Origin of the sequence: Streptomyces olivochromogenes, assembly GCF_021538895.1 — a bacterium.
In the GTDB taxonomy this organism is placed as follows: domain Bacteria; phylum Actinomycetota; class Actinomycetes; order Streptomycetales; family Streptomycetaceae; genus Streptomyces; species Streptomyces olivochromogenes_A.
Genome location: NZ_JADDRL010000076.1, coordinates 39779 through 47398, shown reverse-complemented (window position 1 = coordinate 47398; position 7620 = coordinate 39779). Strand labels below are relative to the sequence as shown.

The 7620-nt window shown below is 68.5% G+C and carries 8 protein-coding genes; 2 read left to right on the top strand and 6 right to left on the bottom strand.

Features of this window, described 5'->3' with window-relative positions:
- The 3 genes from IPZ69_RS31445 to IPZ69_RS31435 all read right to left on the bottom strand — a co-directional run.
- Positions 1 to 945: PP2C family protein-serine/threonine phosphatase (locus tag IPZ69_RS31445; protein ID WP_308407565.1), on the bottom strand; the 945-nt coding region annotated here is incomplete at its 3' end.
- Between the two features lie 202 nt (positions 946 to 1147).
- Positions 1148 to 1525 carry a hypothetical protein gene (locus tag IPZ69_RS31440; protein ID WP_235458049.1) on the bottom strand — a complete coding sequence of 126 codons (378 nt, stop codon included), beginning with the start codon at positions 1523 to 1525 and terminating at the stop codon, positions 1148 to 1150.
- Positions 1526 to 1962: 437 nt separating this feature from the next.
- On the bottom strand, positions 1963 to 2322 hold the full coding sequence (locus IPZ69_RS31435; protein WP_235458048.1) for an excisionase: 360 nt from the start codon (positions 2320 to 2322) through the stop codon (positions 1963 to 1965).
- 68 nt (positions 2323 to 2390) lie between these two features.
- Between IPZ69_RS31435 and IPZ69_RS31430 the strand changes: the two genes are divergently transcribed.
- Positions 2391 to 3362: a Clp protease N-terminal domain-containing protein gene (locus tag IPZ69_RS31430; protein ID WP_235458047.1), complete on the top strand. Its 972-nt coding sequence runs from the start codon at positions 2391 to 2393 to the stop codon at positions 3360 to 3362.
- A gap of 8 nt (positions 3363 to 3370) precedes the next feature.
- Positions 3371 to 4537, top strand: a complete 1167-nt coding sequence (locus IPZ69_RS31425) for an FAD-dependent oxidoreductase (RefSeq protein WP_374294472.1) — start codon at positions 3371 to 3373, stop codon at positions 4535 to 4537.
- 108 nt (positions 4538 to 4645) lie between these two features.
- On the opposite strand, the gene IPZ69_RS47110 is transcribed toward IPZ69_RS31425, so the two are convergent.
- The 3 genes from IPZ69_RS47110 to IPZ69_RS31415 all read right to left on the bottom strand — a co-directional run bounded on the left by IPZ69_RS47110 (position 4646) and on the right by IPZ69_RS31415 (position 7589).
- Positions 4646 to 4774 (bottom strand): hypothetical protein, encoded by a 129-nt coding sequence (locus IPZ69_RS47110; protein WP_268835265.1) that lies wholly within the window; start codon positions 4772 to 4774, stop codon positions 4646 to 4648.
- 749 nt (positions 4775 to 5523) lie between these two features.
- Positions 5524 to 5727: a cold-shock protein gene (locus tag IPZ69_RS31420; RefSeq protein WP_037751662.1), complete on the bottom strand. Its 204-nt coding sequence runs from the start codon at positions 5725 to 5727 to the stop codon at positions 5524 to 5526.
- Positions 5728 to 6149: 422 nt separating this feature from the next.
- The gene (locus tag IPZ69_RS31415; protein ID WP_235458045.1) at positions 6150 to 7589 is read right to left on the bottom strand and encodes a GMC family oxidoreductase; all 1440 of its coding nucleotides are present in this window, start codon (positions 7587 to 7589) and stop codon (positions 6150 to 6152) included.
- Between the last annotated feature and the right edge of the window lie 31 nt (positions 7590 to 7620).

Genomic DNA, 7620 nt, shown 5'->3' with positions numbered 1-7620 from the left:
GCCGTCCTGGTGGAGCAGCACGGGCGGCGGGTGACCGGCACTGCTGTATGTAATGCGGCGGGCGCGGGTGTCGACGACCGCTTGCACGACAGTGGTGGCCATCGCACCTTCCACATAGCGGGCGTACAGGCCCAGGATGTCCAGGGCCCCCGCGGGCTCTCCGACGGCCCGAACGGAGGCGGAGAGCGCGCTGCGGAGCATGCCCATGACGGCGGCGGCCTCCAGGCCGTGGCCGACGACATCGCCCACCGAGACGGCGAACCTGTTCTCGGGCAGGTCGACCACCTCGTACCAGTCGCCGCACACGTTCAGTGACCCGGCGGCGGGCAAGTAGCGCACCGCGGTGTCCCGATGCCGGGCCAAATGGGGCGAGTGGAGCATGGCCTCCTGCAGGGTGACGGCGACCTGGCGCTCCCGGGCGTGGGCCTGGCGCAGTTCCTCGTTCACTCGCCTGAGCTCGCGCGCCCGCGCGTACAGTTCGACCTCCATCGCCTCCGCGTCGCTGAGCGCTGTGCCTTCGCGCGGGCGACGGTGGGACAGGATGAACGCGGTCACATCCTCCCCCCGGTGGATGATCCACGTCACCTGCCCGTCCGGCCCGAGCACCGGGGTATTGATCGCGGACCACCACCGCTCCTCGAACACGCCAGGCTGATCGGCCACGGGAATGTCGTACTTCTGCGGCGCCATCGTGTCCGGTTCCTTCGAACGCAGGACCCACTGCAAGGAGGCGCGCAGATTCCGCACCCCTTCAGCACCCGGGTCCGCCGGATTCTCAGGGAAGGCGTCAAAGAGGTACCGACCGAGCAGATCCTCCCGGGTACGGCCGGTCACCCGGCAAGCCGCCTCGTTGACGTCGGCGATCACCAGGTCCGGGCCGAGCACCATGTAGGGGCTCGGGGTGACAGCGAACAACGCCTGGTAGTCGATCCCTGACCTCGTCACGCGCTGCGGCCGTGCATCCTCGTCAGGGATGTTCGCGTCCCTCACCCCTACGTTCTACCGTGCATGAGCGTCCTCGGCACCCTCGCACGATGCCCGCCTGCGGCCCGTTGCCCCAGGCGATGTGACCCCCAGGACGACAACCTCCAGGGAGCGCGTAGCCGCCGACGCAACCGTGCCGAAACCGGGCGCTCGCCGGGCGGGATCATCCGCCGAGCGTGGTCGGGCCGAGCCCGGACGGCTGGTGACGCACTGCCGCCGCCACGGCCTCTTGCGCCGTGGCGAATTCGCCGAGGTCCTGGCCGCCGATGACGCGCAGTACCGGCTCGGCGTACGCCGCCTCGATCAGCCGTTGGTACGTCTCCTGCCAGACGTACTCCAGATCGGCCGCTTCCTGGCGCTTGCCCTGCCCGTCGGATTCCGTCAGGAGCTCGGGATCGTTGTCGGGCACCTCGAACCGGCCCGTGAGGCGCACGCAGGGCGCCACCTGTCGGATGTCGTCCAGGGCTGCCCCGTCATGCCACGCTCGGGCGGCCCGGGCGACCTGCGCCAGGTCGCCCGTACCGCCGTCGATGCGCGGCACGCCTCGGCCCGGAGTGCTGTGGCGAGACCGCGGCCGCCGTGACATCGGGGTGCAGGACGGCGGGATCAGGTGGAGCGGGCACGGCTCTGATCCTTGCACTGGCCGATTCGCCGGAGGTGGAGGTGATCGAACTCTGATGGCGGCTGCGGCAGTCGAGCCAGGCGGTCGTGGGCAGTGCCGCCGGGCAGCCGTTGCGGTCGATCACGCCGAATGTGGTTTTCCTCGGCGCGGACCGAATCGTCGCCGGGCGTGGTCTTGGGCGCGGACGTTGGAGCAGGCGCGACTGAAACACGTGAATGCTGTACGCGGCACGGACCGCGATGGTGCCGGCCGACCAGGCCAAGCTCGGCCATACACCCTGGCCGCGGATGAGCAGGCGGATCCGGCGGCGGTGGCGCCGGTCCGGCCCGACGGCGGCACGGTGCTTTTCGCGCCTGTCACTTCCGTTCCAGCGCGGCCAGCCGCAGCTCAAGCTGGTCAACCCGGTGCCGTAGCAGGGTGACCTGGGCTTCCAGGCTGACTTCTCGCTCCGCCCTGCGCTGAATGCGCGGTGACGCGGCGGCGCGCTCGATCACCGCGTCCAGCCGGACCAGGCGCTGCGGCCCGTTCGGGCCGTCCACCAGCCGGGACTGGATCTCGCCGTTGCGGTACCAGGACCGCAGGGCGGAGCGGGAAACGCCGGTCTCGGCTTCTGCCTTGGCCAGCGTGACCCAGGGCGTCTCGTCCAGCTGCTCGAACAGCTCCAGCTCATTCTGCCAGCGCGCGAGCCGGTCCTCCCACTCCGACGGTGTCCCCATCACACCCTCCTTTCAGCGCGGTGACCCTATCAATAACAGTGTATTGACATGGTTGGGACCATGGAGCCATGACTTTTGAACGGTTCACGGTGAAAGCCCGCCAGGCGGTCGTCGCGGCCCAGGAGCAGGCGAGGCTGCTCAAGCACAACCACATCGGCACGGAGCACATCCTGTTGGGGCTGCTCGACGTGCCGGACAGCACGGCCGCGAAAGTGCTGCACCGGCTCGGGTACGACAAGGAGACGGCGCGCGTTGATATCGCCGCGGTGGTCAAGCCGGGCACGGAGGAACTGAGCGGTCATATCCCGTTCGCCGCGCCCGCGAAGAAGACGCTGGAACTCGCCCTGCGCGAGGCGCAGCAGCTGCGCCACAACGACATCGGTACGGAACACATCCTGCTCGCCCTGGTCAGGGAGAGTGAGGGCGTTGGCGCGAAGGTGCTTGCCGAGCGGATCAATCCGATCAGCAAGGTCCGTGCCGCGGTGCTGGCATCAGTGGAGGGATCACAGGACGTCGCGGCCGGCCCATGGCCAGTCGGCACACCCGCCACCGAGGACACCATGTCCACCGCCACCGCACTGGCCGGCGGCGCTCCGGTCGGCAGTCATCACCTGCTTGAGGCGATGCTCCGGGCGGAGAACAGCATGGCGGCCAGGGCGCTGCGCGAACTAGGGGTCGACCCGGACGCGGTCGCCGCCAAGATCGACGAACTGGATCCCGAGACGACCACGGACGCGAACCCGGAGGAGGCCGCCGCGCGCAAGATGGAGATCCGACTGGTCGACGATGAGGTGCACCTGATCCTGCGGGACCCGACAACGGTCACGATCGCCAAGAAGGTCACCGAGCTGTCCAATGGTCCGATCCAGGGCGTCGGGCCGGTCGCCGGCATGTTCGTCCCGCTCTGGCGGTCGACCAACCAGCTGCTGGGGCAGATCCAAGGGACGCTGGAACCGGGGCCCGAAGAAGACGACGGATCCGCCGCGAGCAAGGCAGCCAAGACCGTACGCACGGTGCTCGCATCCCGGCTCCGCCGGTGAACCGGCTGATGAGCGGGCTTGAACCGGTCGGCGGGACAAGCGAGGACGGGGGCTTGGTGAGCGCAGCCATCACCATCGTCGGAGCCGGCTTGGGCGGCCTGGCCCTTGCCCGTGTGCTGCACGTGAACGGCATCGAAGCCGTCGTGTACGAACGTGAATCGTCGCGCGACGCGCGCGGTCAGGGCGGCATGCTTGATCTGCACTCCGGGACCGGGCAGCGGGCGATGCGCGAGGCCGGCCTGATCGACCAGTTCCACGCGATCGCCCGTCGCGAAGGCCAGGACCTGCGTCTTCTCCAGCCGGACGGCACCCTGCTGCTCCAGGAGGACACGCCCGACGACGCCCCGCTTGAGCGCCCTGAGGTCGACCGCGCCGATCTGCGCGACCTGCTGCTGGACTCTCTCCCCGAACACGCGGTGTGCTGGGGGCACGCGTTCGAATCCGCCGACAATGGCCTGCTGCACTTCGCCGACGGCAGCAGTGCGACGTACGACCTGCTGGTCGGCGCCGACGGCGCGGACTCCCGGGTCCGCGCGCTGCTCACCGACGCCCGGCTGGCGCACACCGGCCAGAACGTCGTTGAGCTCGGCATTCCCGACATCGACCGCACCCACCCCGATCTCGCGGCGATGGTGGGGCGCGGCAACTACTGGGTGCTCGGCAACGGACAATCCCTGTCGGCGCAGCGCAACGGCGACGGCCGCGTACGCATCTACCTCAGCTTCAACACCGCGGAGGACTGGTTCGCGAGCAGTGGGATCCCGTTCGGCGACCCAGCTGCCGCCCGGGCGCGGCTGATCGACCTGTTCTCCGGCTGGCACTCACGGTTCACCGCACTGATCGCAGCCTGCGACGACACGCTCCTGCCACGGTCCATCACCGCTCTCCCGGTCGGCCTGACCTGGCCGTCGAGACCAGGCGTCACATTGCTCGGCGACGCCGCGCACCTGATGCCGCCGGTGGGGCAAGGCGCCAACATGGCACTGCTCGACGGCGCCCTGCTCGGCCTCGCGCTGGCCGCGCACCCGGAGGACTTTCCCGCCGCCGTCAAGGAATACGAACGCGAGATGTTCGCACGCACCAGCGCCGCCGGCCGGCAGTCCGCGTACGTCCAGGAAATCCTGACGTCGCCTGACGCCAGCCGGAAAATGCTCGCGTTCTTCCAACGGGGCTGAAGGTGACGTGCGGCGTGGTGGTAGAGCGTGGCGAGACCGGGGCTTTGGTCCGCCGGGGCAACGTGTGGCGCGGCAGCGCGAAACTCGGCCTGTGCGTACGTGGGTTGTTCAGGTGGTCGGATAGGGGTCGTAACAGTCAAGGGCCGGGTGATAGAGCACCTGCCAGGTGCGGCCCTCGATGACACCGCTCGGCGGTAGGCCATGGCAGCCCTGGATCCACTGGATTTTCCTCAGCATGACGGAGTCGAAGACTCCATTGAGGACGAGCTTGGCGGGCTGACCTCCCCACACGTTGCTCAGGCATTGCGCCTGCCTGACGGCCCGACCGGTGTCACCGTATGTAACCGCGGGCCGATACGCCGAGGGCGTGTAGGAACAGCTGGCGGGGGCGGCTACGGCCACATATGGCACGGCCACGCCGATTGTTGCGGCTGCGCACAACGCCGTGCCCAGGGCGACCCATCTGCTCTTTCTCATGCCGCTCCTTCCGGTCCGGCCAGTTGCTGGGAAACACGACGTCCGGAAGCTGAGACTATCTCCATTTTCATGCAGATTGGGCAAGGTGCGCGAGTTGTGCTCCGGCCGATCGTGGATGACTGACGGTGCACATGAAGTGACGACCGGGCCGATTACGACTTCTCCAGCGTCGCCGAAGCCAACCTCCACCGGCTCAAGCAGTGCGCATACCAAAACTTCCGCGACGCGACACCGAAGAACTGGCGGCTCGCCAGGGGCGGAGAGCGGGAGAGCGGCGGCGGGGTCGGGCGCGGGCTCGTGCCGCTACTGGTACGACGCGGCCTCCGGGTGGAGTTGCCGGGCCCAGGCGACAGGGCGGGCGGCGGGGCAGCGGCAAGACGGATTCGGTGGAGTCGGAGTCTCACTCCGCGCTCTGCTCCGGCTGGCTGAACGGGGCCGGTTGGTGTGCCGCGATGCACGGTGCCGTTGGCGTGGGCGCTTGGGCACCGTGCATCGTCTGCGGTATTCGATTAGGCGGGGGTGATGTTCTCCGCCTGGGGGCCCTTCTGGCCCTGGGTGATGTCGAAGGTGACGGCCTGGCCTTCCTGGAGCTCGCGGAAGCCGCTGGCGTTGATGTTGGAGTAGTGCGCGAAGACGTCGGGGCCGCCTCCGTCCTGCGCGATGAAGCCGAAGCCCTTTTCGGCGTTGAACCACTTGACGGTACCGCTGGCCATGTCTGTGCCTTCCAATCGATGGCGGGTCCGCACCGCGCGGACCCGGAGGTGGTCGTCCTGGTCCTCGGGCACTGCACAGCAAAACGCCCGCGCAACAGCGCGGGCAGGTACTGCGAACCACGACATCTGGGAGTGACGTTACACCGCGACTCGGGTCCGTTACCAGTGAGTAAGTGCCATTGGATCAGTCAGTGTCGCGCCGTGGGCTGAGCGGTGGGCACGGACAGCGGATGGTCCCCGGGCCGACTTCCCGGTGAGGCAGTCGGCGAGAGCTAATCCAAGCCCGGCACGGCGGATACACCCAAGCAAACGTCATTGCCTCTAGGTCCGGTCGCCCGAGCCGGTCCGCCGTACAGGAATGCCCCAAGAGCGTGTGCTGTCCTGGGGCACCCCTTGGCATGGGACTAACCCATACGGTGGGCCTACTCCTGGCCCGCGAAGTCGGCTGCCCGGTAGCCGATCATCATCGTGGCGAGGTTGGTGTGGGCGCGTGGAATGGTCGGCATGATGGAGGCGTCGGCCACCATCAGCTGGTCAACACCCCTCACCCGCAGGTGTTCGTCCACGACGCTGTCACTGTCGCGCCCCATCCGGCAGGTGCCCACCGCGTGGTGGTAGGGCAGGACGTGTGCGCGACAGACGTGTTCGAGGTCCTCGCTGCGCCACCACGGCGTGTCGGGGAGCTCGACCCGTCCCTGGGCGGCCAGGTCGTCGATGATGTCGCCGGCCGTGGCGACGACGTCGGCCGCCCGTGCACGGTCGAGAGGCGTCGACAGGAAGTTCATGTGAACCCGGGCCCTGTGGCGCCCCAGCGTGAGGTGACCCCGGCTTTCGGGTGTTTGCAGCGAGGCTGCCACCGCGGCGGTGTCGGGCTCGGCGGTGGGGTCGAAGAAGGGAGCGTGATAGGCGAATATCTGGCCCTGCGGATGGCGTTCGCCCGGCAACTCGTACGTGAGCAACGTGCCTTGTCCGCCCGGCATGGGCGGTTCGGAGGGGTCGGTGACCTTGACGTTCATCTGGAACAAGGGGTGGTCGGCCAGGTTCGTGCCCAGCTGTGGTGCGTGGGCGACTACGGGCAGGCCCGCCTTGCGCAGGTCGTCGGCCGGACCGACACCGGAGTGGAACAAGATTTCCGGGGTCCCGAACGTTCCCGCGGACAGGATGACCTGGTCGGCCTCGACGGTGTGCTCACCATGAGTGTCGCGCAGGACCACTCCATGGGCCGCGCCGTCGCTGATCAGAACCCGCAGGACCTCGCTGCTCGCGCGCAGTTCCACATTGGGCCGGGTACTGACCTCGGGCAGCACGGTGACCAGGGTGCTCATCCGCACGCCGTCGACGCGGTTGGTGGGGAAGGGGCCGAACCCCAGGGCTCCGGGAGCGTTGTGGTCGGCCACCGGGTGATAGCCGCTGCGCCGGTAGACCTCCTGGAACGCGAGGTCGAACGCGCTCTGTTCGTACCGGGTGATCGGTATGGGACCGTCGGAGCCGTGGTACTCCTCCTGCCCGAACTGCTGGTCGGCCTCCAGCGCGCGAAAGGCCGGCAGACAGGCGTCGAAGGACCACTGCTCGGACCCCCAGGCGTCGAAGCACCACGGGTGACCGCGGACCGCGGCTGCCGCGTTGACCGCTGAGCAACCGCCGAAGACCTTGCCCCGGGGCAGGAAGTTCCCTGTGTCCTGGTCGGTGTACTGCCAGTAGTACTCGGGCGGCAGGAGGATGTCCGTCCGCAACTCCGGCGGTACGTCAGGGCCGGGGTCGATGCCCGCGTCCACGAGAACGACCTCATGACTCGGGTCTGCGCTGAGCCTCCAGGCACAGATGAGGCCGGCGGACCCGGCCCCCACGATGACTGTTCGCACGGGAAATCCTTTCAATGGCAACGTTGTCCCG